Here is a 21,557-nt window from a genome sequence, read left to right as displayed (position 1 = left end):
CATGAGAACTTCAACAAAAGTGACTAATTCAGAACGCTATATTTCAGACAGCAATATGACTCGCCTTCGTAAGGTGATGTCTGTGATTTCTATCGTGCTGTTCATGAGCTCTGTGATGCTGGTGGCAGTAAAAGGTTTTAACTGGGGCTTAGACTTTACTGGCGGTGTGGTTGCCGAAGTTCAGCTTTCTGACCAAGTAACCAAAGATGGTTTAAAAACAAAACTTGATGCGGCTTTCCAACAAGACGTGCAAGTTGTTGGCATGGCAGAACAAGATCGCTGGACCCTGCGTTACAGCCAATTGACGGATGCACAACAGCCTAACTTAGTGGATGCTTTGTCTTCTGTAAGCGACCAAGTAAAAGTGCTCAACAGCAGCGTGGTTGGCCCTCAAGTGGGTCAAGACATGGTTGACCAAGGTGGCTTGGCGGTATTGGTGTGTTTCCTAATGATCATGCTGTACCTGAGTGTTCGTTTTGAATGGCGTTTGGCTCTCGGCGCGCTTGCCGCGATCATCTATGACGTGACGCTCATCTTGGGTCTGTTCGCTTTTACTCAGTTTGAGTTCAACCTGACCGTATTGGCGGCGGTGTTAGCGATTTTGGGTTACTCATTGAATGACTCGATCATCATTGCCGACCGTGTTCGTGAAATGCTGCGTGGTAATCCAAATGGTGACACTGATAACCTGCTTAACGAATCGGTTAAAGCGACCTTCTCACGCACCATGGTGACCTCAGGTACAACCCTAATCACCGTATCAGCGCTTTGGCTGCTTGGTGGCGCGGCACTGCAAGGTTTCGCAATTGCATTGGTTGTCGGTATTGTCAGCGGTACGTGGTCTTCAGTGTCTGTCGGTATCACACTGCCTAAGCTACTTGGTCTACAGCCTTGTCACTACCAAGTGAAAGCGCCAGTAGAAGTTGAGGGCGAGTACCGTTAGGTTATCTATTGGTTAACAGTACGACTTAGTCAGTAACGTCAATAAGCCCTTCGTTTATAACAAAACGAGGGGCTTTATTTTTTATAAGAGTCAAACAGTTACAGAAAAGAGAGCCTATTTCAAAAAACGATGGATTGAGCAGGCAAGCCCTCATGATATGAAGTATGTTTAGATGACGTTCGTAGAAATGAGGCAAGGGAATGGAATATCGACATCAATGTCATGTAGGCGACCATGGTGATGCGCTAAAGCATCCAGTATTGAGTGCACTTGTTCAGTCATTAATGCAGCAACATTCACGCCTCAATGTTATCGACACCCACTCTGGTACAGGGTGTTATGACCTCAACACTGCACCAAGTAATCATGCTGGTGAGTTTGCTGAAGGGGTTGGGTACTTGTGGCGAAACAAGGCTTATCTTCCTCCGGCATTCGCTTCTTTTATGTCGGTGCTGGAATACTACAATCCGAACCAACTTATCTCTCTCTATCCGGGTTCTGCAGCCATCACCTACCAACAAGGCCGCAGCCAAGATAGCTTCTATTTTTCAGACATTCAGCAAGATGAAGCCGACTTATTACAAACCAATATTGAGAAGCTGCAACGCGATCTTGATGTCTCAAGTAAGCTAACTATCACCGCAGGCGACGGGCTCAAAGCGTTACCTGATGACGTTGCTAAACATGACAACCACCATCTGATTGTTATCGACCCACCCTATGAAACCGATTCTGAATATCTCGCGGTGATTGATGCCTTGGTTAAGGCGTATCAGCAGTCTGAGAAGGTATCAGCATTAATTTGGTACCCGCTTTACACGGATGATAAGAGCTCACTGATTTTGAACCACTGCGTGACAGCGGTAAAAGATGGCTTGCTACCAAGTCCGATCAAGTCGGAACTTCGCCTTAGAGAGCCCAAGGGTGATGATCGCCTGATCGGCAGTGGTTTGCTGTTGTTCAATCCACCACAAGGCATTGCGGGAACGGTCGCAGATACGCTCGATTATTTACACAGCCAACTCGCCACTAATGGTGAAGGCTACTGGCAAATGAGAAGCTTATAGATCTGATTTTTATGGGTTTTATGATGGTTTTCTAGACATCACTAACTAAACCACTGTTATCTATGTGGTTTAAATTGACCAAACGCTAACTTTTATCGATTGATTAATTGCAGTGAATCATTTAAAAATAGAATATCAATGCGCACAAGTGCATAATGGCTCATAAGTTAAATAATTAGTCCCAGATTAATATCAGATTGTGGTTTACCCCCTAAACTGCATTAGGCTCGCACTAGTCATGCGAGCCTTTCTTTTGCCTGAAGGAAAATCTAAGGCAGTTCTATCAATTTAAGATTCACTACAACACTGGATAATCGATGTAGCCTTTTTCGTTGCCGCCGAACAGAGTGGCGCCATCAAGATCGGATAGTTCACTGCCGTTTTGTAGGCGTGAAACGAGATCTGGATTCGCAACGAATGGGCGACCAAATGCGACAAGGTCGGCGTAGCCTTTGCTTAACACTTCTTCGGCGCGTTTTGGTGTGTAACTGCCAGCGACGATGATGGTGTTAGAGAACAACTCTCTTAGCTCAATTCGGAAGCTTTCAGGGATAACCGGTGCGTCATCCCAATCGGCTTCTGAAAGGTGCAAATAAGCGATGTCACGAGCTTGCAGTGCCTTTGATGCCTCTAGAATCGTTGGCACGATGTCTGGGCAGTTCATGTCTTTGAAGGTGATGAACGGGGCTAAACGAACGCCCACCTTATCAGCACCAATTGCTTCAATGACTGCATCCACCACTTCGATTAGAAAGCGAAGTCGGTTCTCGCGGCTACCACCGTAGTTGTCGGTGCGCTTGTTCGAATTAGTTCTTAAGAATTGATCGATAAGGTAGCCATTACCACCGTGGATTTCCACGCCATTGAACCCTGCCTCGACCGCTTTTTTTGCTGATTCAGTAAAATCTTGAACCACACGATCTATATCGGCTTGGGTCATTTCTCTTGGTTGAATGCAATCCACCATGTTGCCGTTTCCATTCTCATCAGAGATCCAAACCTGAGTTTCTACCGGAGCCAGTGCTGAAGGTGCAATCGGCAACTCGCCTTTTTGAAAGGTTGGATGAGACACGCGCCCCACATGCCATAGTTGGCAGAATATCGCTGCGCCTTGTTCTTTAGCGGCAGAGGTGACACCTTGCCAGCCTTTCACTTGTTCGCTTGTGTAAACGCCGGGTGTGAATAAGTACCCTTGAGAGTCATCTGAGATTTGTGTCGCTTCAGTGATGATGAGCCCTGCACTGGCACGTTGTTGGTAGTAAGTCGCCATCATTTCATTTGGCACGTTTCCAGGTTGGCTTGTGCGAGCGCGAGTCATGGGCGCCATAACCACACGGTTTTGTAGTTCTAGATCTTTGAGTTCTGCTGTTTCGAATAATTTGCTCATGGTATTTACCTTGTGTCGGTAATGTATTGATTGATTTAGCGTGCGGTGGTCACTATTTCGATTCCGCAGGGCTGAAGATAGAGTCGTTTTGTGGCTTTTCAGCTCGGTTGGCTTTCGCAATAAGCAACAAACCAATCACTGGGACAACAAAGGCTGCGAATGGAATCATTCCTGCGCCTAGTTGGCTGTCGAGTACCATGCCGCCTAGGAAGCCACCGAAGGCATTCGCTAGGTTAAACGCTGAGATATTGGCGGTTGCTGCTAACTCTTGGCCTTCGCCACCGTGGTTCATCACTCGAAGTTGCATAGCGGGAACGTTCGCAAATGATGCAATACCAAAGACAAATGCAGCTGCAACGAATAGGATTTTGTTGTCTACCACTAGGCCTACCACAATCAGTGAAGCGATCATCGCGACTGCCCAATACATTGAAGCTTTGCCTAGATTTTTATCTGAAGAGCGACCGCCCAAGGTGTTACCGATAATTAAGCCGACACCCACAATCACTAAGATCCAAGTAACAGACTCTTGACCGTAACCCGTGATGTGCATGGCGATAGGCGCAAGGTAGCCGTAAAGCGTCATGAAGCCAGACCAAGCAAAAGCGGTGATCGCCAAGCTGATGAGAAGCATTGGATTTTTGAATGCCAACAGCTGAGTTTTGATGTCTTTCGCTTCGCTGTGACCTGAAGATTTTATTGACGTTAAGATTGAAATCATGGCGATGGTGCCAAGTGCTGCCACGGTAAAGAAAGTGGTGTGCCAACCGAATTGCAAGCTCACCCAAGTTCCTGCGGGAACCCCAAGAACGTTAGCGAGCGTTAAGCCAGCGAACATCTGACCAACAGCACGACCTGCCATTTTCTCAGACACTAAATTGGTCGCGACAACTGCACCTATGCCATAGAAAGGACCTTGCACTAAACCTGCGATAACGCGGCTTGCAAGTAGAAGTGGGTAGCTAGGAGCTAAGGCTGACAAGATATTGCCGATGATGAACAAAGCCATTAAGCCAATCAGTACCATCTTCTTGTTAAAACGTGCGAGGTAGATGGTTAAGATCGGGCCACCAATAACGATAGCCAATGCGTAAGCACTGATTAGGTAGCCGGCTTGACCTTCGGTGATCGAAAGGGATGTGGCAATTTGTGGAAGGATGCCTGCGATAACAAACTCAGCGGTGCCGATGGCAAAAGCTGCGAGTGTCAGTATCCAAACTTGGAATGGGATCTTTTCTTTATGGATCGCTTCTGGTTTCATAGTGAAATACCTGTGTTAATTCTTGTTTGTTAGGACGTTTAGATACACGCCCTAACGATTGTTCTTTGCTTCTTTGCTTCTTTGCTTCTTTGCGAAGTGTTAGCCGAGTAGAGCACCGCCATCGATGTCGATGATTGACCCCGTTACGTATGGGTTGTTAATCGCGAATAGATAGCCCATTGCGATATCTTTAGCCTCTCCGACTTTGCCTGCTGGTAGGTTGTTTTTCGCGTTGTCGTACATGCTTGTACGAGCTGAATCATCCATGTTTTTGTAAGCCTCGGTCACCGTAAGGCCGGGGCTGACCGCGTTGACTCGAATCGGTGATAGCTCTTTGGCAAGTACCTTAGTTACGCTCTCTAGCGCGGCATTAATCGCGGTTTTTACGTAAGTACCAGCAACCACTTTGCGTGACAGCATGCCCGTGGTTAGCGTGATTGAGCCGTTTGGAGTCATGTAACGTGCGGCGTGCTTGGCTACGTTTAAGCTTCCCCAAAACTTGGTATCAAATGCTGCTTTTGCGTCTGCGATAGCAACGTCTGTCACTTTTCCTGCGGGGGCGTATGAACCCGCGGTTATCACCAAGTGATCAAATGCACCGATCGATTCGAAGTATTCACAAACCGATTTCTCATTGCTGATATCAACGCCGGTGTGTCGGCTGGCAATGTGTACTGTGTTGTTTTCGTTTCTCAATTTCATCGCGAGTGCTTTACCGATGCCTGATGTGCCACCAATGATGACGAAAGTGCGTTGCTCTTGATTAGTCGATTCGTTAGTCATGCTCTGAATTCCTGCGTTGTTCTGTTGATGTTTGTCATTATATTTATTCGACTAAATTTGATAATTGGTTAAAATATAAATTCATTATTCGGTTAATCTGAATAGTGTCGCTGAGTATTCAGATCGAGCATTAAGATCGAGAAGTAAGACGAAGAGACGGAAGCGAGAATCGTATGGATAAGTTTTCAGATATGGCGATGTTCGTGAGCATTGTTAAGCATCATGGGTTAGCTGCGGCTGGGCGCGAACTGGGTTTATCACCTGCGACCATGACAGCAAGGCTTCAAGCGCTGGAAGAGCGATATGGTGTGAAGTTGTTGAATCGAAGTACGCGCCATGTGTCTTTAACCGACTCTGGCGAGCTGTATCACAAGGCGTGTCTGGAGATATTGGATAATGTCAGTGAGGCCGAAAACCTGATCCAAAATGGCGTCAAAGAGGTCAAAGGTCCACTCAAAATCGCCGCGCCGAAAGACATCGGAAAGCAGTACATTCTTCCGATTCTCTCTGAGTTCTGTCAGCAATATCCCGACGTGATCCCTTACCTCTACTTGAACGATAACCTCTCGAACATTGCTGAATCTGGCATGGATATCGTGGTCCGTTATGGTGAATTGGTCGACAGCAGTTTGATATCCAGACGCTTGTCACCAAGCCGACGTGTGCTGTGTGCTTCTCCTGAATATCTTGCCAAGCATGGAACACCGTTAACACCACAAGATTTGGTTGATCACGATTGTTTAGCTATGCTGCGCAGCAATGAAGAGCTCAAGACATGGCACTTCCAAGATCATGATATGAAGAAGTCGATTACTGTTGTTCCAAAGCGATTTTCAGACGATGGCGAAGTGATTCGCTACTGGGCATTAAAAGGCGAGGGCATTGCTCTTAAATCGGTACTGGATGTGCAAGGCGACATCAATAACCAGCGCCTTGTGACGCTGCTTAATGGCTACATGAAGAACTTCAACACCGCGATGTCGGTGTCGAGTGCCGATTTGAATGTGGTGTACATCAGCAAGAAATATCAGCCCAAGCGTATCCGGTTGTTTCTTGATTTCTTGTTTGAGCGGTTTGGCGATTTGGTTGAAAAGTCTAGTTAGATTAGCCGAGAAGCAGCGCATGACAGATCTCTCGAACTCAACACCCGGGTACGGACAGAGAACATTGAACTGGTTATGATACGACCAACATAAGGATGTGATTGGAGAGAAAAATGAAAGTCGTCGGAGATACGGTTATCCAACCTTTTCACAAGGCAACCTGCCATTGCGGTGCGGTTGAACTAGAGTTCAGCTTACCTAACGGGATAGAAAAACCACGTCGCTGCGATTGCTCTATCTGTCGTCGAAAAGGCGCGATTGTTGGTTCTGTTGCGTTGGATGGTATCAAGATCCTCAAAGGTGCCGAGCATCTCAAGTTATATCAATTCAATACCAACACCGCGAAGCACTACTTTTGCTCAAACTGCGGTATCTATACCCACCATCAACGTCGCTCTAGCCCAAATGAATACGGGTTCAATATTGGTTGTTTGGAAGGGGTGAACCCTTTTGATATTGGTGATGTGGTGACCAACGATGGTGTCAATCATCCAGCTGATCGTTAATTTATTGAGCATAAAAAAGGAAGGAATTATGTCTGAATACGGAGCGATCATTCGCTGGAAAAAAGCAGAAGATGAAGTCTTTAGCGACAATCAATACAGTCGAGGTCATACGTGGGAGTTCGATGGTGGTGTCACTGTGCCTGCTTCGTCCTCTCCACATGTTGTGCCACTGCCGTTTTCGGTGGAAGCGAATGTTGATCCAGAAGAAGCGTTTATCGCGGCACTTTCTAGCTGCCATATGCTGACGTTTTTGGGCATTGCCGCAAAGCAGAAGTACGTGATCGACTCCTATGTCGATGATGCGATTGGTGTGCTGGAAGAAGATGAATCTGGCCGCTCATCGGTCACTAAGGTGACTCTGCGCCCTAAAATTGTGTTTTTAGGTACCAAAAAGCCCACCGCCAAGCAGCTCGACAAACTGCACCACTTGGCGCACAAAAACTGCTTTATCGCGAACTCGGTAAAAACGGACATTGTGGTAGAAACTAAAGCGTAAACCACACACGTTAACATCCAAAAACCGCGAGGTTGCTTAGTGCATCACTGGCGGTTTTTTTGTGTCTGTGTAATCCTACGTACGGTTTTAATTGAGTGACAGTTAGAAAGTTTTGAGAGATAGGTAGAGAGCTCTTGAATGGTAGGAATAGATTGATTAGCAGAGAGTTATGTTTAGCGTCCCATTGAATAGTTTTGTACATCGTGTGAGTGATAAAAGCCAAGTGATGGTGAATGCTGCGGAATGTGGATGTCAGTTGAAACGAGTTCGTCGTTCGCGTAATTGGCTGTTGGTCGCTCAAGAGTATCAACTCGTTGAATTTAAAACGATGTTAACCCATGAAAAAGACGGTTGGATAGCAATTGCAATCGACAAAGTGCTGCCTAAACCCGTGGTGTGTTTGGCATCTCTGTTGGCCGCTACACCTTCAATGACTGTGGCTCAGCTGGTGATGGAATCTGGATGTTCAATGGCCGAAGCAAGACGTGCTATTGATGAACATGAAGGTCTGTAGGCGTATTCAAATTGTGTGAAAAGAGAATTGCGAGCAGCAAAAAGCCCGTAACGATATTGCGCTGGAAAACGTCATATCGTTACGGGCTTTATCATCTGTGCTGCTGTTAAGCTAAGCCATGCGGCTTATGAAGCATTGACTCGATTAAGAGTTCGCTACTTTTACACGAATCGTGTTTTTGCCAAGCTTTGACAAGTTCAGCTTGTTTAGTGCCGCTTTAGCTTCTTCTTGCTCTGGCATTTCAACAAAAGCAAAGCCTTTTGAGTCGCCAGTTTCTTGGTCTAAAACTAGGCTGCACTCTTTTACTGAGCCAAACTCAGAAAATAGCACACGGATGTCTTGCTCAGATGTAGAGCGCGATAGGTTACGAACTAGAAGTTTCATAATAAACCTTGAATATGAATTTACGCCGAGCATTGTCGCACACTTTCATGCTCACCCTCACAAATAATTGTCTCGCGGCTCTATTTCCTTGTAGCTCTATCTAAGCACTAGCCGCGGTTTATCGTGATGTCTGATACGAAGCCATGCTCTGTGCTGGTCAACGCCTGTTGTAGCATCTGAGCGGCTTCTTGCGCGGTCATAAAGCTCGAGGTATCCATGTCTTTACCGCTTGTATTCCAAAACTCGGTCGCCATTCCTCCAGGGTAAACCGCCACGATTTTCATCGGGTGACCTTTTAGCTCCAACCTCACCGATTCGATAAAGCCTTTCACGGCCCATTTTGCCGCGCAGTAGGTGGACTCTTCCGCTTTAGCACCTTGGGCCGCCGTCGACATCACCACTGCAATGGTGACCGATTGATCTTTGTAGCGCTGCACAAGCTCGCGAATCAAAAAGATCGAAGACTCGATATTGTTCTTCAGCATGTCGCTGATGATGGTTGGATCTTGCTGTTCTATCTTACCGAAGTACCCACTGCCAGCGCTGTGGATCACCAGCTTCGGCATTTCAGGTAACGCATCCAATAACTCGCTCACTGAGTGCGGGTCACAGAGATCACACGCTTGGCTAATGGTATTCGCAGGTAGGCCTTGCGCCACTTCTGCTAAACGTTGTGCATTGCGACCTGTAATGGCTACGCGCTGAGCGTCGGCGTTAGCATATTGTTTCGCGAGAGCTGCGCCTAAACCGCTGCTTGATCCGGTAATTAAAATCATACTGTCTTCAATTTGTAGAGTTGATTCGAGATAGTAAGGGGCTAGGCTAAGATTTTCTGAGATCTATGGCTAAAGTTGATCGATAGCCTGGTTGATAGGTTGATAGGTTGATAGGTTGATAGGTTGATAGGTTAATAGCTTGGGTGATCGGTCGAGCGGTAAGGCTGAGCTAAGAGAGTGGGGGAAAGCCGTTAAGAATCGACGGGTTTAGCAAGAAATAACAGCGTTAAAAAACAACGAACTAACAAGTAAAAGCGCCGGCATAGAGCCAGCGCTTTTGAGTAATCATAAGTGATTATTCGTCGTCGAACTGTTTGATCGTGAACGCGTCTTCGATTCGGTTAAGCTCTTCTTGTTCTTTCACTCGCTTCTCTTCTTGCAGAGTCGCTCTCGTTTCGTTGAAACGTTTTTTCTCTGACTTAGTCAGGAATTTTACAGCTTTTTTGTTGGTCAGTGCGTAAGCAACTACGTCTTCACCTTTTTCTCTGCGGTCGTTTACGCGTTGTGAGAAACGTTCATTGTCGCGAGCTTTACGCTCCGCTGAGGTCAACTTGCTCATGCTTTAAAGCCTTTTCAATTATTCATGGTAGGGAATCTACGCTTAGCGAAACAAATGGGGACTGCTTAGTGTCAGTCTAGTCCATTTGTATGCTGGTGGCGCATCTTAGCACAATGGCTTGAGCATGCAGGTATGCTATTCGAGGGATCAAACAAAACAGCCCACAATTTTCGTTGTGGGCTGTTTTGTTACGTACTGTAGATGTAGTCATCGTTTTAAAACTAAGAATCAGAAACGGCAGTTACATCAAATCTTCTCGATGTATAAGATGACCTCTCCGACTTTAAAGCCAAACTTAGACATCTCAGTCTTGTTGAACAAGCGTTTATCGTCCATTAAGAACATCCAATCATCGAGCACCACTTCATAGGTGCTGCCGTCTACTTCAATCTCTAAGTCATATTTCCAATACAGCGCAGAACCTTGGGTTTCACCATAAGCGGTTCCAACGACATCGTTGGCAGTCCCAGAATAGGTGTTTTCGCCCGTTTTGATTAGATTCCAAACGCGAGTTGAGCGCTCGCCATCAGCAAAAGAGAACCACTCTTTTATTTCTCCGTTGTCACCGTCCCAAGTCGCGATCAGTTTGGCATCAAAGCGGCGCAGTAAGTTACCAGAGCGGTCTAGCACCATGCCGTAGGCCATTAGCTCGCCATTAAAAAAGGTTTCAAGCTTGAGCTCTGGCGTAGTGTCGACATGGTCTTCTAAACTTGCAGAGCCACAGCCCACTAGCCAAGTGAGTGAAAAGAATGCCAGAGCAAATTTTATTATTGTTGTTTTTGGATTCATTTGTTCAAACCTAAAAGTTGTTTACGAAGACCGGGTTCAGAGGTGTTTTCAGACAACCAAATCGCTAGAAAGGCTTCACCAAATTGCTTGTCTTGGATGGTGCCGATCGGTTGTTCATCGAAATAAAAACGACTTACGTTATCTTCAGCGACACGAATCGTGAGTGTGCTTCCTTCTTCCACGTTCGGCCACATCGCGTACAAGGGTTTCAACCAACGTTGAATGTTGCTGTCAGAGTAGCCAAGCTTGTTCCACTGATCTTCGGTAGCGTCTACGAGGTCTTTGCTATCGATAGAGCGGTAATACTCAAGCTTCAAAGCTCGTTCGGAGTTGGTTGGAGTCGCGTAGAATTCTGCCGAGTAGAGAGTCCAAAACAGGTAACTCATTTCACCCTCACCACGTTTGTTCAGATCATCGACAGCAGAGGCTCTAGCGTGTCCGGCAAATAACAGCGCAGCAAAGATTAACGGGAGAGTAATAAAGCTTAGAAGTGTGTTTTTTGCTTGCTGATGAGCGCGAACAATACCTCGCTCAGGTTTGAACGTTTGTGTCGGGTTGCGTGGATAAGCCATAAGTCACCTCGTTATTGCCATTTTAGGTTGTATTAAGTTGGAGTAGGCGGCCACCAGTAAGGGCAACAAAATCCCCCAACTTATTGCAAGGGCAGCAACTACCGATGCATCTGGCCAAGTAGTAAGAAGAGCACCTGCTTTGATGCCTCCCCAATAACTACTAGTACCTGCTACGAACCCTATGACAAACAAGATCACTTTCGAGCATTTTAAAAGCCAATTTAGGCTGTGGTTAAAACTGATTAAGAATATGATCCACAGGCAGACAAGCCACACCGGGAACCACGATTGATTCGCAATTTCAAAGTCGACGGCAAACACGCCGAAGTGGAGTAAGAGGCTATCAAGCAATAGCCCCAATGGTAATAAAATGAGTATCTTCAAATCGCTACTGCGAGTCGGTGATAGAAGGAAGTGAACCACTACAATCAGTGGTGTGACGAACGGGGCTTGCGCGGTAAAGAAAGCACTGCAAACCCAGGTCGCTTGAAACAGTACGAGATTAATAATCCAAAACCGCTTCATCTTTTTCTCCAAAGTAACGAGGTTTTCTTGCGACTACATGGTGAGTGCTGATCACGCGCTCTTTGAATGCGCCTTCACAGTAGCAGAAGTAGAAGGTCCATAAGCGTTTAAACTCTTCTGAATAGCCGAGAGACTCTAGCTCTTCCCAACTATTTTCAAAGGCGATGTTCCAATCATTCAGCGTTCGAGCGTAGTGCAGGCCAATGTCATCAATTTCTTGAACCACAAGGTCGGTGCTGGTCGCAAGGTGTTGGGTCATCACTGAAACAGAAGGTAGGCAACCGCCGGGGAAGATGTACTTCTGAATAAAGTCGACACCTTTGCGGTATTTGTCGTAACGGCTGTCAGCAATAGTAATTGCTTGAATCAGCATCTTGCCTGAGGGCTTAAGTAGCGAGGAACATTTTTCAAAGAAGGTTTGTAGATACTCATGTCCGACCGCCTCTATCATCTCGATCGAAACCAACTTGTCATACTCACCAGTGAGATTGCGATAATCCTCTTTGAGCAGGGTGATTTTGTCGGTTAAACCAAGCGCTTTTACTCTCTGTTCAGCAAGTGCATGTTGGGCATCTGAGATCGTGGTAGTGGTGACGTGGCAACCGTAGTGTTGCGCCATGAAGATGGCTAAGCCGCCCCACCCTGTGCCTATCTCGACCACGCTATCTTTCTCAGACAGTTCTAGTCGCTCACAGATGGTTTTCATTTTGTTTTGTTGAGCCTTCGACAAGGTTTCTGCGTCTTCGCTGTAGATTGCGGAAGAGTACTGCATCGAGCTATCTAAGAAGCGCTCATACAGCTCGTTGCCAATATCGTAGTGGGCGAGAATATTTCGCTTAGAGCCTTGCTCGGTGTTGGCATTCTTACGGCGCAGCAATAGGTTTTTGATGCGAGAAATCCATTGTGTCTTGTCATCAAGCTCATCCAATTGGGCTTGGTTACGAGCCATGATTTGAATCACACGCGTGAGGTTTGGGCTGGTCCATTTACCATCGATATAGGCTTCAGATGCCCCAATGCTGCCATTGATGACCACATCTCTAAAAAAGGTCGCATCATGAATCACGATTCGACCTTTCAAGTCTGCTTCTCGATCACCGAACACCGAATGCTGGTCGCGCTCAATGATCTCGAGCGTCGCGAATTGCAGGCTTTCTAACACCTTGAAGATTAAAGCTCGATATTTACAGTTGCTTGAAACAGCAACGGCTTTAGCTTGTTGTTCAATATTGTTGTTTTGTTTGGCAAGCTGTTCCATGTGAACCTCGCTGATAACTCATTCTAATATTTTGTGCCAACTAAGCTGAGTTCAGCTCCTTGATTGGAGCGAACCCAAGCTAGAAATGATTTCTGTTTTAAGCGCTTAAGATGTTGAGTCTGGATGCGCCACAAACGGTACTTTTTTCAGGAATAATTTGAGAGCCTGATAATAAATTCCCATCACGACTTTGATCGTCATCGCCGGAATCTTGAATACCGTTCGTCTAATGTTTGTCTTGGTTACTGACTGCTTCGTCAGGGCTAGTGTCGCATCGAAAAGCTTGTCGTCTCGGCGGCTTTCGATGTGAACTAACGTGCGTTTCGCTGGTGGCTTAATCTTCCAAAAATAAGTCATGTTCAAATCCATGAACGGCGAAACGTGAAACTCTTTTTTTACCTTCAATTCTTGGTGCATGTCGATGAGATAGTAGTGTCTTTCTCGCCAAGGCGTGTTACTCACCTCAGCCAACATGTACTTACAATCTCCAGTCTCGTCATAACAGAAGAAACAGTTGATTGGGCTGAAGTAGATGCCTAAACAGCGGCACTGAGCCAGCATCGTCACACGGTTTGAATCAGACCAAACCCCACCAAGTTGTTGCACTTTGGAAGCTATACGTTGCTTAAGTGATTTTGGTTCATCCGTGGTGACATTTTCTTTTTTTTCAGCGAGATAATCCGATTCGACAAAGCGAATCGGGTTGTACCAACGAGTTCCGAACAGCGCACTGCGCGCTGTGGTTTGGGGCAGCTCATCAAGATCTAACCCCATCATATACAGCTGATAGCTGAACTCATGAGTGATGTCGCCAAAGCGGCGATGTCTGACGTTACCCCAATAGATACCGCTGAGCTCTTCACTCTTTTCGGATGCGATCCCCATCTCGGGTGTCAGGGTTTGACTGTTCATAGCGCGGAACTCGTACTCAAATCTAAACCGAAGCGTTTGGTCACATCGAGTGCACTGTGGACACCGTCTTCATGGAAGCCGTTATACCAATAAGCGCCAGCAAAGTGCGTCTGGTTTTTGCCACAGATTTGCTCACGCTTGTGCTGAGCTTCGACCGTGTTCGAATTAAGTACCGGGTGATGATAAACAAAGCTGCGAATAATTTTTTCTGGGTCGATGGCTTCGCTTTGATTCAAGGTGACACAGAAGGTGTCTTGGCTTTCGATGCCTTGCAGAATGTTCATGTTGTACGTGACACAGGCAGGTCGTTTACTGTCGCCATCCAACATGTAGTTCCAGCTTGCCCAAGCCAGTTTTCTGTCTGGTAACAAGCGAGTATCGGTGTGCAGAACCACTTCATTGCGGCTGTATGGGATCTCGCCCAGTACCTGTTGCTCTTGTTCTGTTGCATCACCAAGCAAGCGTAAGGCTTGGTCTGAGTGGCAGGCAAATATTACTTCGTCGAAACCTTGTGCGCTGCCATCTTCAAATTCAATCGTGACGCCTGTTTCTTGGCGAGTCACTTGTTTAATCGATGTATTCAGTGCAACAGTCTTACTTAGGCGTGAAAGGATGATTTCAACATAAGAACGCGATCCCTTTGGAATCACATACCACTGAGGACGGTTCGCGATATCGAGCAATCCATGGTTGTAGAAAAACTGAATGAAGAACTTGAGCTCAAACTCTTCCATCTCTTCCAAGCTTGTCGACCAAATCGCCGCGCCCATCGGTAGGATATAGTGCTGGCTGAAAAAGTCGGAAAATTGATTATCGCGTAGGAAGCTGCCGAGGGTAACGTCTGGTGTGAATTCATTGCTTTCAAACTGAGCCTTACACAGTTTGTTGAACTTGAGAATGTCAGACACTAAAGACCAGAACTGAGGTTTGAAGATGTTGCTCCTCTGCGCGAATAACGAATTAATGCTGTGGCCGTTGTATTCAAACTTGGTCGTCGTGTTGTGGACGCTGAAGCTCATCTCAGTCGGTTGCCTTTCGACATCGAGTTGTTCTAGAAGCTGATTGAAATTCGGGTAGGTTCGATCGTTGAATACGATGAAACCTGTATCTATCGAAAACGCCGAGCCTTGATGTTCAATATCAACGGTCGCGGTGTGCCCCCCAACGTAATCATTCTTTTCGAATACTGTTACGTCGTGGTGCTTATCTAATATATGCGCGCAAGTGAGTCCAGAGATACCTGAACCAATAATGGCGATTTTCTTCATTGTTATACCATCCTTGAAGCGAGTTTTTGCCAAACTGGAGTTGGAAGCATTCTTAGTAGCTTCATCAACATGATGAATCGTCTTGGGAAATCAATTTCACTCTTTCCTTGAGCGATACCATTTACGATTCGCTGAGTTGCGGCCTCACTACTAATAATCATAGGCATAGAGAACGTATTTCGCTCGGTTAATGGCGTTTCAACAAAGCCAGGGTGCACAATTGAGACATGAATGTTGTGCGTTGCCAGATCAACCGAAAGTGTTCTGCCTAAGTAGGTGAGGGCTGCCTTTGAAGCGCCATAAGCCTCGGCTCTTGGCAAAGGTAAAAAGCTGGCGCTGGAGCTGACTAAAACCAAACGGCCGCCGGGCTTGATGTTTTTTAACCAAGCTTTAAGGGCGTAGCCAATTGAAATTAGGTTTATGTTGATGACGCGCTCAAAAAGCTCGGCATCAAAATTCACTGGGTCGTCGATGTACTCACAATCACCCGCATTTAAAATCAGCAGATCGAGCGGCTTGTCTTGGTCGAGTTCTGGGAAGTTGTGGTAATCAGTCAGATCGAAACAGAGCGGTGAAATTGATGAATGCGCGACGTCTGTCTCGTGCGAGTCAACTAAGGCTTGCAGCTTGTCTGAGTTGCGGCCACAAGCAATCACCTGATGCCCTTGCTGAGCGTAATCTTTAGCTAGGGATTGGCCGATACCTGAGGTCGCGCCTGTAATCATAATACGCATTATCGACTCGCTCTCTTTTTGATGGATTTTATCGCGCAGCCCAGTACTGGAATGTGTTCATACAACATAGAACCGACGTCGAGGTAGTCTCTGTGGTAAATCACTTGACCGTCGAGCATCTTGAGATGGCTGTGTCCTTGTACTTCGATTGGCTTTTGCCCATTTAATTGCTTGTGAGCAAATTGCATCGTCCAGTAAACGGAAGCTTCGTCGTTCGCTTCGAAAGTGTGTTCGATATGAAAGTAACAGCTGGTTACTTGGGTGTAGAGGTTCTCGAAGTAGTGCGTAAGCGCCGAAATACCGCTGACATGATGCAGCGGATCTTGGAATTCAATATCAGGGTGATAAACCGTCTTAAGCACGTCGAAATTGTCGGTTCCGAGTTCTCGATACATGTTGAGAAAGTTATCAAGCCATAGAGAGTTATCCATAATATTCACTCTAATTATTTGAAGAAGGCTAAGGCTCTCAATCGTGCTTCTTTATGCTCAACGATGGGTTGCCAGTATTCGCTGTCTATTCCGTTTTTAGCGATAAAGTCATGTGGGAAATGTACATGCTTATCTGGGATATTTTGCAGCTCTGGTATGTACTTACGAATAAAAATTCCTTTTGGATCAAACTTTTCACTCTGAGTGATTGGATTGAAAATTCGGAAGTAAGGTTGAGCATCACAGCCAGTACTTGAAGCCCACTGCCAGCCACCATTGTTGGCACTAAAGTCTCCGTCGATAAGGTGCGACATAAAGAAACGCTCGCCCCAACGCCAGTCAATAAGCAGGTGCTTGGTTAGGAAGCTTGCCACCACCATTCTTAGTCTGTTGTGCATCCAGCCCGTTTCAACCAGTTGACGCATTGCGGCATCAACCAATGGATATCCTGTTTTTCCTTCGCACCAAGCTTTGAAGCTAGGATGATCGTGATACCAATCTAAACCATTGTATTTTTGCTGAAAGTTAGCACCTTTGACCAGTTTAGGGTGGTGGAACATCAAATGCTTATAAAAATCTCGCCAAATCAATTCATTGAGCCAACAAAAGGCCGGTAATTGCGTATCAAATAACAGATCGGGTTGCTGCTGAATCAATTGAATCGCTAACCAACGTGGGCTCACGGCGCCAATCGCTAAATAAGGTGATAGCCCCGATGTTCCTTTAACTGAGGGAATATCTCTCAGACGTGCGTAGTCGTTGACTTTATTGCCTAAGAAATTGGGGATCACATTGCCCAATACATCTTGGCTTAATGGCCAGCGACTCGAATCAACACGCGGAAAATCGAAATCATAGTCAGCAGAGAGGGTTAAGGCTTGTAAGTCGTCAGGAAGCTGTGTTTGTGAACGTTCAGCTGACTCGACAGGAGCTGGACTGCAGATGATGCCTTTCACCTGAACTTCTTTTAACCAAGCGTTCTTAAAGGGCGTAAAGACTTTGAACATCTCGCCTTGTTTGTTGAGAACGCTACCGAGTGGCAGCATAACGTCACAATCGCTGATCTTCAGGTTTAGGCCGCTTGAAATCAGCTTTTTATCGCGAGCTTGTTCATCGACCTCTGGTTCAGAGTTAGCGTAGACGCACTTGGCATCAAGCTGCTGGCATAGATCGATGAGTTGATTGGATTGGTCGTCAAAATCGGTCGCTTTTAGGTGAAGCAACGTTATGCCGAATTCAGCGAGCTGGGAATCGAGTTGTTTTAGATGACGATAGATAAAATCAGCTTTGATTGGCGCAAGGTGGTGCTGCTGCCACGTTTGAGGAGTTGAAATGAAAACGGCGATTGTTACGCCGTTTTCAACTGCCGAGACGAGCGCTGGGTTATCGAGAATCCGCAGGTCTCGTCGTATCCATAGTATGTCGCTCAATATCCGTATCTCAGTTTAAGTTCTTGAGGGTGCGGGTTTAGGTAAACCTGTGATTCTAGGTATTCGTTCGGGTATTCCATCAGGTAGTGATTGATCAGTGTCAGCGGCACTAACAGTGGGATAACACCTTCTCGAAAAGCTGCAATTTGGTTGGTCAACTCTTGTTTGTGGGCGCTACTCAGTTGTTTCTTAAAGTAACCCTGCAAATGATGCAGCGTATTGGCGTGACTGCCTCGATTTGCGTGATGTGACAATGCTGTCATCAAGCCCTCGATGTATTGAGCCGCCAATTCGTCGATTTCTAAGTCATTACCCGCTAGCAGTTTGCCTAAGCTTTTGTAACCCTCAACGTGGTGACACATGACGAGGTACTTGTGGGCGCTGTGGAACTGAATCAGTTTGTGCTTGGTCACACCTTCATCCACAAGATCGAGCCATTTTTGGTAAGTGAACACTCGAGTCATGAAGTTTTCACGCAAAATGGGATCGTTAAGGCGGCCGTTTTCTTCAACGGGAAGTAACGGGTTGCCGTCCATAATTTGTTGGGTGAACATGCCTATGCCTGTCGATTCAGAGCCGCGACCATGGTGGTGGTACACCTTCACGCGCTCCATGCCGCAGGTTGGGCTTTTTTGACACACAATAAAGCCAGCAATGTGTTGGTTTTTCTTTGAGTAGTTTTGACCGAACTCGATCAGTTCGTTGGTCACATCACCTGAGCCATCAGGGCGAGAAACATGGATGATGTCATCTAGCATTCTTGTTTGACGAATGGTTGGACGAGGGGTTGGAAGACCAACAGCCATCTCTGGGCAAACAGGTTCCAATTCCACGTAGTCTGCTAGGTCGTCTGTACAAAAACGAGAGCGTTTATGACCTGTGTCGAAACGTACTTTGTGTCCAGCAACACATGCACTGATACCGATTTTGATTTTCTTTTCCATTGGCCAACTCCTTTGCTCTTGCTCTGAGCTTTTTCTTATAGTTCAACATTGCTAATCGTACTTACAGAGCTGGGTGTGTTTTTACTTTGACACCGTAGTTGTTTTTATTCAGATGTATTGACGATATACAGGATAGCTTCATGCCATCCTGTATATTTATAGCCTGCAACTGGGTTAATAGATATATTTTCCAAGTGGATTGAATAGTTGGCTCACACCTTTTGTGAAGTAAAGCGCATCACTTGAAACGGTTAAACAGACACAACCTTTTTTTGTTGCAGGTTGATGAGTGTGATTGCCATCCAACCAGATGAAGTCACCTTTGTTGTAAACGCCCATTTCGTCTTCGAAACTGCCCTCTAGAAGAAGCGTGATCTCGAAGCCTTTGTGGGTGTGGCAAGGCACTTGTCCATCTTTGTCGATGTGCAACAAGCTGGTGTGGTGTGCTTCGTCAGCAAAATCGAGTCTTGCTCGTGAAATTTTGCCTAGGTTCATCCAGTCCTTTCTCGCTACTGAGTTTAGAGCGCGAGGGATTGTGAATGTCGTGTCAGCAACAGTTACTTTCTGAACCTCTGGAGTCACTTCAACAGACTGAGAAGTATCAGCTGTGATTTGCTCTATCGCGTCAAAATCAAAGTCCATGTCGTCCATTGAGAAGCTATCTAGATCTTCACTTGAGAATACTGGCTCTGCGTCAAAAGCATTATTCGCTGCTACAGCTGTAAGCTGCTTGACTTGTTGTTGGCAGTGTTCACACAGCTCTACATGGCTAGAAACAATCAAAGAAACTGAATCAGCCAACGTGCCATCGACGAAGTCTTTCAAGATTGCCGCGTTTGGGTGATGTTTAATCATGGTCTTGTTCCCCCATGTGAACTTTTAATTTGGCTAAAGCGAGTCTCAGACGTGATTTCACTGTTCCAAGTGGGACGCCAAGTTGCTGAGCGAGTTGCTCTTGAGAGAGCTCTTGAAAGTAAACGCCTTTGACGATGGTTTTCTGAGCGAGAGGCAACTTTTCTATTTGAGTCATTACGTGTCGGCTCATCAAATGGTCACCGAATGGCAAATCTTCGCTTTGAGACTCGGCTACCATCGCATCGATTGGCCAGATATCGTCGGCTATCGTTTGTTCGGCTTTCGCTTTCACTTTGCGCAACATGTCGAATGCTGCATTACGCATTACCGTGTAGACCCAAGTGGTCGCAGCGCCTTTATCTACATTGTAGAGATGTGCTTTCTTCCAAACATTAGTCATCGTGTCTTGAACTAGCTCGTTTGCAGCAGCTTCGCCACCCAACTTACTGATACCAAAACGCTTGATCTTAGGAGCGAAGAACTTGAACAAACAGGTGAACGCCTGCTTGTCTCGGTCTGTACCAACCAACACCAGCCAGCTCGAGAGCTCTGTCGGTACTTTGTTATCGGGAATAATGACATGCTCCTTGCCGTTCCCTGAACTTCTGCTTTCCACTTGCATAGTAACTAACCATCATGCGAATTTGATGGGCACTACGTGAAAGGAGAAAGTCGGGATCACTTTAATTTAAATTAATTTCTACTATACAAAATTATAGTGAAGAAAAGTGCTTATTGCCCCGTAATGATTTGATTCAAAAAAGGAACTAGAGACGGAAAACTGGCTGGCTCAGTAAATTCTGTTTTCTTTTCCAGTGGGATAGGCATCATTTCGAGCAATCGCGCACAGATCCATTGTGGGCTCTCAAAATCAGGAGTGGGATAGAGTGTTCTTATCGAATCGTGGTCGCGAAACAACTGAACCAAAAAAGCGGTAAACACGTTAGGCACTTTATATTCATCGGTAGGCCAGTGTGGCAACGATCTGAACTTACTTTTAATCAGGTCATCATCGTCTCGAAACGACCCATGCAATTGCACCAACTTTTCGCCTTCAACATCAATTTCTAATATTTGGTCTTCCGACATATTGAAGTCTACGATGGTCACCTTTGTTCCCCAAGAACTGAGATGATCAGAGTTAGTGTTGTCTTGAGTGGCGATAATGAAACCATCGCCCTGCGCTGCGTGAGCAACCATCGCGAGATACTTTGGCTCAAAAATGCGCAGTCTTTGCCTGCCTCCCGGTAAAAGAAAGATAGGGAGAGGAAACACAGCAAGCTTCAGAGAAGACTCTACGGGTGTTTCTGGTTCGGCGTCTGTCCGCGTGGTCTTCCTAGGTGAATTCGGCACATAGCACTCCTTAGTTCAAATGTGATTTGAGAAGATATACGCGGGGAGGGTGGTGTTCGATCAATTCGCTTCGGCTTATGTTGGCAAAGGGATAAGTATTTTGTTGCACCTGTTCATAAATTCATTGTTTTTACCTTTTCCCATACGCGTCATTAGGTAATATGTGTACAAATAGTAAGCGAATAGGTAGTCGCCAGGCGATGCTTCTATCTGACGTTCTTCTATACCTAACATCGCATCAAAGGAATGGTCATGATTGTTATTTATGGTATCAAAGAGTGCTTAAATCCAATTAAGTTGCAGCTCTCTAATGTGTTGCAGCAGTGCTTAAACAGTGAAATGGGTTTACCCGATGACAAGCGAGCACATCGGTTTGTGCCATTGGAACGAGATGACTTCTTTTACCCGGAAGGAAGAACAGAAGCCTATACCGTCATTGAGATCAACATGATGGAAGGTCGAGCGGTAAACACCAAAAAGCGCTTAATTAAGAAGATATTTTCTGAGATAGAGAAGCAGTTAGCTATCTCTCCAATTGATATTGAAATCACCATTAAGGAACAGCCATCGCACTGCTGGGGATTTCGAGGCATGACCGGCGATGAAGCTCAAGATCTGAAGTATAAAGTGAAGGTCTAGGGTTTAAGCTCTTAACTCTTAACTCTTAACTCTTAACTCTTAACTCTTAACACGTAAGACTTAAGCCA

26 protein-coding genes are annotated in these 21,557 nt (G+C 45.9%); 7 read left to right on the top strand and 19 right to left on the bottom strand.

Annotation, left to right across the window (positions count from 1 at the left end; genetic code table 11):
- Position 1 precedes the first annotated feature (1 nt).
- Both secF and rlmJ read left to right on the top strand, forming a co-directional pair.
- On the top strand, positions 2-943 hold the full coding sequence (secF, locus tag AB4161_RS17730) for a protein translocase subunit SecF (protein WP_372083743.1): 942 nt from the start codon (positions 2-4) through the stop codon (positions 941-943).
- A 200-nt stretch (positions 944-1,143) separates the two neighbouring features.
- Positions 1,144-2,010, top strand: coding sequence for a 23S rRNA (adenine(2030)-N(6))-methyltransferase RlmJ (gene rlmJ, locus AB4161_RS17725; RefSeq protein ID WP_102320395.1), 867 nt, complete (start codon positions 1,144-1,146; stop codon positions 2,008-2,010).
- A 298-nt stretch (positions 2,011-2,308) separates the two neighbouring features.
- Here the strand turns inward: rlmJ and AB4161_RS17720 are convergent, their stop codons facing one another.
- From AB4161_RS17720 to AB4161_RS17710, 3 genes are all read right to left on the bottom strand, one after another.
- Complete coding sequence (locus AB4161_RS17720; protein WP_372083741.1) at positions 2,309-3,397, bottom strand: alkene reductase; 1,089 nt, start codon at positions 3,395-3,397, stop codon at positions 2,309-2,311.
- A 52-nt stretch (positions 3,398-3,449) separates the two neighbouring features.
- Positions 3,450-4,658: an MFS transporter gene (locus tag AB4161_RS17715; RefSeq protein WP_372083739.1), complete on the bottom strand. Its 1,209-nt coding sequence runs from the start codon at positions 4,656-4,658 to the stop codon at positions 3,450-3,452.
- Positions 4,659-4,757: 99 nt separating this feature from the next.
- A complete protein-coding gene (locus tag AB4161_RS17710; protein ID WP_372083738.1) occupies positions 4,758-5,441 on the bottom strand; it encodes an SDR family oxidoreductase in 684 nt (227 codons plus the stop codon).
- Positions 5,442-5,614: 173 nt separating this feature from the next.
- Here AB4161_RS17710 and AB4161_RS17705 point away from each other — a divergent pair, with 173 nt between their 5' ends.
- From AB4161_RS17705 to AB4161_RS17690, 4 genes are all read left to right on the top strand, one after another.
- Entirely contained in the window at positions 5,615-6,544 is a 930-nt protein-coding gene (locus tag AB4161_RS17705) for a LysR family transcriptional regulator (RefSeq protein ID WP_102320399.1), read from the top strand.
- 113 nt (positions 6,545-6,657) lie between these two features.
- Positions 6,658-7,050: a GFA family protein gene (locus AB4161_RS17700; protein ID WP_102320400.1), complete on the top strand. Its 393-nt coding sequence runs from the start codon at positions 6,658-6,660 to the stop codon at positions 7,048-7,050.
- A 28-nt stretch (positions 7,051-7,078) separates the two neighbouring features.
- The gene (locus tag AB4161_RS17695; RefSeq protein WP_017065091.1) at positions 7,079-7,546 is read left to right on the top strand and encodes an OsmC family protein; all 468 of its coding nucleotides are present in this window, start codon (positions 7,079-7,081) and stop codon (positions 7,544-7,546) included.
- 169 nt (positions 7,547-7,715) lie between these two features.
- The gene (locus AB4161_RS17690) at positions 7,716-8,060 is read left to right on the top strand and encodes a ribosome recycling factor family protein (protein ID WP_017061272.1); all 345 of its coding nucleotides are present in this window, start codon (positions 7,716-7,718) and stop codon (positions 8,058-8,060) included.
- Between the two features lie 144 nt (positions 8,061-8,204).
- On the opposite strand, the gene AB4161_RS17685 is transcribed toward AB4161_RS17690, so the two are convergent.
- The 16 genes from AB4161_RS17685 to AB4161_RS17610 form a co-directional block, all read right to left on the bottom strand.
- On the bottom strand, positions 8,205-8,444 hold the full coding sequence (locus AB4161_RS17685) for an RNA-binding protein (RefSeq protein ID WP_017061273.1): 240 nt from the start codon (positions 8,442-8,444) through the stop codon (positions 8,205-8,207).
- A 107-nt stretch (positions 8,445-8,551) separates the two neighbouring features.
- A complete protein-coding gene (locus AB4161_RS17680) occupies positions 8,552-9,220 on the bottom strand; it encodes an SDR family NAD(P)-dependent oxidoreductase (protein WP_372083737.1) in 669 nt (222 codons plus the stop codon).
- Positions 9,221-9,515: 295 nt separating this feature from the next.
- Complete coding sequence (locus AB4161_RS17675; RefSeq protein ID WP_017061275.1) at positions 9,516-9,779, bottom strand: hypothetical protein; 264 nt, start codon at positions 9,777-9,779, stop codon at positions 9,516-9,518.
- 246 nt (positions 9,780-10,025) lie between these two features.
- Entirely contained in the window at positions 10,026-10,568 is a 543-nt protein-coding gene (locus tag AB4161_RS17670; protein ID WP_017061276.1) for a DUF3833 domain-containing protein, read from the bottom strand.
- Positions 10,565-11,140, bottom strand: coding sequence for a chalcone isomerase family protein (locus AB4161_RS17665; protein WP_017061277.1), 576 nt, complete (start codon positions 11,138-11,140; stop codon positions 10,565-10,567). The genes AB4161_RS17670 and AB4161_RS17665 overlap by 4 nt, the downstream gene beginning before the upstream one ends.
- 3 nt (positions 11,141-11,143) lie before the next feature.
- Positions 11,144-11,665, bottom strand: coding sequence for a DUF2878 domain-containing protein (locus AB4161_RS17660; RefSeq protein WP_372083736.1), 522 nt, complete (start codon positions 11,663-11,665; stop codon positions 11,144-11,146).
- Positions 11,643-12,923: a cyclopropane-fatty-acyl-phospholipid synthase family protein gene (locus tag AB4161_RS17655; protein ID WP_017061279.1), complete on the bottom strand. Its 1,281-nt coding sequence runs from the start codon at positions 12,921-12,923 to the stop codon at positions 11,643-11,645. The genes AB4161_RS17660 and AB4161_RS17655 overlap by 23 nt, the downstream gene beginning before the upstream one ends.
- Before the next feature lie 105 nt (positions 12,924-13,028).
- Positions 13,029-13,835 (bottom strand): DUF1365 domain-containing protein, encoded by an 807-nt coding sequence (locus AB4161_RS17650; RefSeq protein ID WP_017061280.1) that lies wholly within the window; start codon positions 13,833-13,835, stop codon positions 13,029-13,031.
- Positions 13,832-15,103: an NAD(P)/FAD-dependent oxidoreductase gene (locus AB4161_RS17645; protein WP_102428126.1), complete on the bottom strand. Its 1,272-nt coding sequence runs from the start codon at positions 15,101-15,103 to the stop codon at positions 13,832-13,834. Before AB4161_RS17645 ends, AB4161_RS17650 begins: the two co-directional genes overlap by 4 nt.
- A 2-nt stretch (positions 15,104-15,105) precedes the next feature.
- Positions 15,106-15,837 (bottom strand): SDR family NAD(P)-dependent oxidoreductase, encoded by a 732-nt coding sequence (locus AB4161_RS17640; RefSeq protein WP_017061282.1) that lies wholly within the window; start codon positions 15,835-15,837, stop codon positions 15,106-15,108.
- Positions 15,837-16,268 (bottom strand): nuclear transport factor 2 family protein, encoded by a 432-nt coding sequence (locus AB4161_RS17635; RefSeq protein WP_050647550.1) that lies wholly within the window; start codon positions 16,266-16,268, stop codon positions 15,837-15,839. Before AB4161_RS17635 ends, AB4161_RS17640 begins: the two co-directional genes overlap by 1 nt.
- 14 nt (positions 16,269-16,282) lie before the next feature.
- Positions 16,283-17,698 (bottom strand): deoxyribodipyrimidine photo-lyase, encoded by a 1,416-nt coding sequence (gene phrB, locus AB4161_RS17630; protein WP_372083735.1) that lies wholly within the window; start codon positions 17,696-17,698, stop codon positions 16,283-16,285.
- The gene (locus AB4161_RS17625) at positions 17,695-18,642 is read right to left on the bottom strand and encodes a YbgA family protein (RefSeq protein ID WP_372083734.1); all 948 of its coding nucleotides are present in this window, start codon (positions 18,640-18,642) and stop codon (positions 17,695-17,697) included. Before AB4161_RS17625 ends, phrB begins: the two co-directional genes overlap by 4 nt.
- A 174-nt stretch (positions 18,643-18,816) precedes the next feature.
- A complete protein-coding gene (locus AB4161_RS17620) occupies positions 18,817-19,497 on the bottom strand; it encodes a ChrR family anti-sigma-E factor (protein ID WP_372083733.1) in 681 nt (226 codons plus the stop codon).
- On the bottom strand, positions 19,490-20,119 hold the full coding sequence (locus AB4161_RS17615) for a sigma-70 family RNA polymerase sigma factor (protein WP_372083732.1): 630 nt from the start codon (positions 20,117-20,119) through the stop codon (positions 19,490-19,492). The genes AB4161_RS17620 and AB4161_RS17615 overlap by 8 nt, the downstream gene beginning before the upstream one ends.
- 110 nt (positions 20,120-20,229) lie before the next feature.
- Complete coding sequence (locus tag AB4161_RS17610; protein ID WP_372083731.1) at positions 20,230-20,850, bottom strand: LON peptidase substrate-binding domain-containing protein; 621 nt, start codon at positions 20,848-20,850, stop codon at positions 20,230-20,232.
- 252 nt (positions 20,851-21,102) lie between these two features.
- On the opposite strand from AB4161_RS17610, the gene AB4161_RS17605 reads away from it, so the two are divergent.
- Positions 21,103-21,489: a tautomerase family protein gene (locus tag AB4161_RS17605; RefSeq protein WP_017070218.1), complete on the top strand. Its 387-nt coding sequence runs from the start codon at positions 21,103-21,105 to the stop codon at positions 21,487-21,489.
- Positions 21,490-21,557 lie beyond the last annotated feature (68 nt).

It is taken from the genome of Vibrio sp. 10N.286.51.E5 (assembly GCF_041469125.1).
Lineage (GTDB): Bacteria > Pseudomonadota > Gammaproteobacteria > Enterobacterales > Vibrionaceae > Vibrio > Vibrio crassostreae_C.
This window is presented reverse-complemented; position numbering and strand designations above follow the sequence as displayed.

What these genes read in the sequence shown, in the direction of transcription:
- secF (WP_372083743.1), top strand. Translation starts at nt 2, where the DNA reads ATGAGAACTTCAACAAAAGTGACTAATTCAGAACGCTATATTTCAGAC.
- rlmJ (WP_102320395.1), top strand. Translation starts at nt 1,144, where the DNA reads ATGGAATATCGACATCAATGTCATGTAGGCGACCATGGTGATGCGCTA.
- AB4161_RS17720 (WP_372083741.1), bottom strand. Translation starts at nt 3,397, where the DNA reads ATGAGCAAATTATTCGAAACAGCAGAACTCAAAGATCTAGAACTACAA.
- AB4161_RS17715 (WP_372083739.1), bottom strand. Translation starts at nt 4,658, where the DNA reads ATGAAACCAGAAGCGATCCATAAAGAAAAGATCCCATTCCAAGTTTGG.
- AB4161_RS17710 (WP_372083738.1), bottom strand. Translation starts at nt 5,441, where the DNA reads ATGACTAACGAATCGACTAATCAAGAGCAACGCACTTTCGTCATCATT.
- AB4161_RS17705 (WP_102320399.1), top strand. Translation starts at nt 5,615, where the DNA reads ATGGATAAGTTTTCAGATATGGCGATGTTCGTGAGCATTGTTAAGCAT.
- AB4161_RS17700 (WP_102320400.1), top strand. Translation starts at nt 6,658, where the DNA reads ATGAAAGTCGTCGGAGATACGGTTATCCAACCTTTTCACAAGGCAACC.
- AB4161_RS17695 (WP_017065091.1), top strand. Translation starts at nt 7,079, where the DNA reads ATGTCTGAATACGGAGCGATCATTCGCTGGAAAAAAGCAGAAGATGAA.
- AB4161_RS17690 (WP_017061272.1), top strand. Translation starts at nt 7,716, where the DNA reads ATGTTTAGCGTCCCATTGAATAGTTTTGTACATCGTGTGAGTGATAAA.
- AB4161_RS17685 (WP_017061273.1), bottom strand. Translation starts at nt 8,444, where the DNA reads ATGAAACTTCTAGTTCGTAACCTATCGCGCTCTACATCTGAGCAAGAC.
- AB4161_RS17680 (WP_372083737.1), bottom strand. Translation starts at nt 9,220, where the DNA reads ATGATTTTAATTACCGGATCAAGCAGCGGTTTAGGCGCAGCTCTCGCG.
- AB4161_RS17675 (WP_017061275.1), bottom strand. Translation starts at nt 9,779, where the DNA reads ATGAGCAAGTTGACCTCAGCGGAGCGTAAAGCTCGCGACAATGAACGT.
- AB4161_RS17670 (WP_017061276.1), bottom strand. Translation starts at nt 10,568, where the DNA reads ATGAATCCAAAAACAACAATAATAAAATTTGCTCTGGCATTCTTTTCA.
- AB4161_RS17665 (WP_017061277.1), bottom strand. Translation starts at nt 11,140, where the DNA reads ATGGCTTATCCACGCAACCCGACACAAACGTTCAAACCTGAGCGAGGT.
- AB4161_RS17660 (WP_372083736.1), bottom strand. Translation starts at nt 11,665, where the DNA reads ATGAAGCGGTTTTGGATTATTAATCTCGTACTGTTTCAAGCGACCTGG.
- AB4161_RS17655 (WP_017061279.1), bottom strand. Translation starts at nt 12,923, where the DNA reads ATGGAACAGCTTGCCAAACAAAACAACAATATTGAACAACAAGCTAAA.
- AB4161_RS17650 (WP_017061280.1), bottom strand. Translation starts at nt 13,835, where the DNA reads ATGAACAGTCAAACCCTGACACCCGAGATGGGGATCGCATCCGAAAAG.
- AB4161_RS17645 (WP_102428126.1), bottom strand. Translation starts at nt 15,103, where the DNA reads ATGAAGAAAATCGCCATTATTGGTTCAGGTATCTCTGGACTCACTTGC.
- AB4161_RS17640 (WP_017061282.1), bottom strand. Translation starts at nt 15,837, where the DNA reads ATGCGTATTATGATTACAGGCGCGACCTCAGGTATCGGCCAATCCCTA.
- AB4161_RS17635 (WP_050647550.1), bottom strand. Translation starts at nt 16,268, where the DNA reads ATGGATAACTCTCTATGGCTTGATAACTTTCTCAACATGTATCGAGAA.
- AB4161_RS17625 (WP_372083734.1), bottom strand. Translation starts at nt 18,642, where the DNA reads ATGGAAAAGAAAATCAAAATCGGTATCAGTGCATGTGTTGCTGGACAC.
- AB4161_RS17620 (WP_372083733.1), bottom strand. Translation starts at nt 19,497, where the DNA reads ATGATTAAACATCACCCAAACGCGGCAATCTTGAAAGACTTCGTCGAT.
- AB4161_RS17615 (WP_372083732.1), bottom strand. Translation starts at nt 20,119, where the DNA reads ATGCAAGTGGAAAGCAGAAGTTCAGGGAACGGCAAGGAGCATGTCATT.
- AB4161_RS17605 (WP_017070218.1), top strand. Translation starts at nt 21,103, where the DNA reads ATGATTGTTATTTATGGTATCAAAGAGTGCTTAAATCCAATTAAGTTG.